General features: G+C 63.6%; 3 protein-coding genes. 2 read left to right on the top strand and 1 reads right to left on the bottom strand.

Features of this window, described 5'->3' with window-relative positions; all coding sequences use genetic code 11:
• Positions 1–127 (top strand): hypothetical protein (locus LXT21_RS45760; RefSeq protein ID WP_407667116.1); only part of this gene is annotated, 127 nt, incomplete at its 5' end.
• Between the two features lie 567 nt (positions 128–694).
• Positions 695–1324 carry a hypothetical protein gene (locus LXT21_RS44645; protein ID WP_254044379.1) on the top strand — a complete coding sequence of 210 codons (630 nt, stop codon included), beginning with the start codon at positions 695–697 and terminating at the stop codon, positions 1322–1324.
• 145 nt (positions 1325–1469) lie between these two features.
• Here the strand turns inward: LXT21_RS44645 and LXT21_RS44640 are convergent, their stop codons facing one another.
• Complete coding sequence (locus LXT21_RS44640) at positions 1470–2468, bottom strand: IS3 family transposase (RefSeq protein ID WP_254044378.1); 999 nt, start codon at positions 2466–2468, stop codon at positions 1470–1472.
• Positions 2469–2582 lie beyond the last annotated feature (114 nt).

Below are 2582 nucleotides of genomic sequence, written 5' to 3'. Positions count from 1 at the left end.
CGACCACTCCCTGGCGATGCGTGCCGATGGTGTGGTCTGGACCTGGGGCAACAATGTGACAGGCCAGGCCGGCAACGGGACGCAAGGCAACCACCACCTCACCGCGATTCTCTCGTCCTTGCGTTGAGGGTCCCGTTCCAGTCGCCCTGGGCCTCGCGGCCCCAAGGGCCTGAAACGGAAACGGGCTGGAGACCCCGAAGGATCTCCAGCCCGTCAAATCATGGTCGGGGAGACAGGATTTGAACCCGTGGACCCAGGGTGCCCCAAACCCGCGACGGCACACGCCTTTCGCTGAATCATGAGTGAATCCGGGCACTTCGAGTCCACGGGGCAGTCCTCGCCAGTCCTACCTGTCGCCTGGAGTCCCCTTCAATCTTGGAGACATTTTGGAGACGGAAACAAGGGGAGCACGATGCCAGCAGTAACGGAACTCCGGAAGCCCATGTCCCGCACCGTCTCCCTCCTGGGAGGGTGGCCTGAGCAAGCGCGTGCCTCCAGGAGGTCGCACCGCCTCTCCACCGGTCCGGCGCGCGGCCCTGAGGCGCCCGTCAGCGTCCCCCGTCTGGCCTTTTCGCTCCAGCCTGTCACCCCTCAACAAGCCTTCCGTCCTTCTATGCGTTAGACCTCCATTGATCCACCGCTTGGCATGTTGATATCACACCCAAGACGTACACGGCTTGTGGCGAGGTTCATTATGACTTTGAAGGAACGTCAGACACCCAAGAATTCGAACTACCTGAGGTTCTATCAGTTCGAGCCTGTGACTTCGACGATATGCTCCAACTGCCCCGCGAAGTGTGGAACCGGCAACTGGGATGACGTGCTGGCTCGCGTACGGGGCGTGCCCGTTCACACCAACTGGCCGGCGGCCAGTGGGCAGAGCATATCACTAATTTACATCTGCGAATCACCATCCATCCGTGAGTTCAGTCATGGGCTGCCGGCCGTCGGAACAACCGGGCAGCAAATCTATAGGCATGAAAATGAGTTGAATAATGTGCAAGCCGGGTGGCTGGACTGGCTTGATGACAACGTCTTCAGAACCAACTTGGTCCGCTGCCATGCAGACTCGGGTCTGCAAAAGCGTGTTGACAGGAAGAAAAATGTACGAGTTAAAGAAGCAGCAACACACTGCATCGAGCATCTCAAGCTAGAGATTAAGGCGATTGTGGAGTCCTCCCAGGCCGAATTCCTCAGGTTTGTGGTCGCGATCGGTCGTGGCTTCCCAGAATGGGAAGAAGCGGTGGCTACGTTTATCAAGACCACCTGCGAGTCGGCAGGCAAGGAGCACGACGTTACGGTCGACGCGCACCCATCGGCGTAAAGTACGGGCGGGGTCCGGCTGCATATCGCTCCGGTGGGATCAAGTAGCGGTTTGGCCTAGGCCGGGTTTAGAGGCGGCCGAGAGGTGCTGGCGTACTGACGGGCGGCCGGCGGTGAGCGTCAAGGTAGTTGTCGCGTGAGAGGTTTCAGCCGGCGTCCCTCACTTCCTGCAGATGCAGGATGAGGTTAGGCGCGGGGTTGAGGCGGACGGGCCCCACCGGTGACCAATCGCGCGTGCCTCGACTCCAGCGCTCGGGGTGACAGACTCGAGCACGCTGGTACACCCCGTGGCGTCGGGCCAGCAGCGCCGTCTCGCGGCCGAAGTGCCTATCGTCGGGTGTGACGAATCGGATGGCCGAGTGTCGGTGCTCGATGTTGTACCAGTCCACGAAGCGCGTCACCCAGTCGTGCGCGTTCTCGGCGGAGGCGAAGGGCCTCTGGGGAAAGCTGGGGCGGTACTTCAGTGTACGGAAGAGGGCCTCGGAGAAGGCGTTGTCGTCCGAGACGCGGGGTCGGCTGAAGGACGGCGTGACGCCCAGCCACTGCAGGGTGGCCAGGAGCGTGGCACCCTTCATCGGCCCGCCGTTGTCCGAGTGCAGCACCAAGCCCTCGGGGCAGCCCGCCTCCTGCCAGGAGCGACGGATGAGGGCCGAGGCGTGCTCGGACGATTCCTCCTCGTGCACCGCGAAGCCCATGACGCGGCGGCTGAAGACGTCCACCACCAGGTACAGGTAGAGGAAGGCACCTTTCACCGGGCCCTTCAGGTAGGTGATGTCCCAGCTCCACACCTGGTTGGGCCGGGCGGCGGTGTGCTCGGCCCGAGGCCTGGGCGTAGGCGCCTTGGTACGGCCGCGGTGGGCCAGTTGCCCGGCTTCGCGCAGCACCCGGTAGAAGCTCGCCTCGCTGGCCACGTACTCACCCCGGTCCGCCAGCCGGGGGACAATCTGCTTGGGCGAGGCGTCGCGGAATTCCTCGCTGTTGGCCACCGCGAGGACTCGGCGGCGCTCCACCTCGGAAAGCCGGTTGGCGGGCCGGGTGTGTGGACCGCACCGCCGGTCCTCCGCCGTCTCGGGCTTCCTCCAGCGCTGAATGGTGCGCGCAGCCACGCCCAGCCGCTCGCAGACAGCCTCCACCTCAGTGGTCACCCAAAACCGGCCAATGAAGGTCCCCTGAAAAGCGGCCAAAGGAGAGGGCCGAGACGTTGACGCCCGGGTAGGACGTGGAGTCCGCCCGGAGAATGGGCAACGTCTTGAGCGACG

It is taken from the genome of Myxococcus guangdongensis (assembly GCF_024198255.1).
Classification (GTDB): Bacteria; Myxococcota; Myxococcia; order Myxococcales; family Myxococcaceae; genus Myxococcus; species Myxococcus guangdongensis.
The sequence above is the reverse complement of the archived record's forward strand: the minus strand, read 5'-3'. Positions and strand labels throughout refer to the sequence as shown.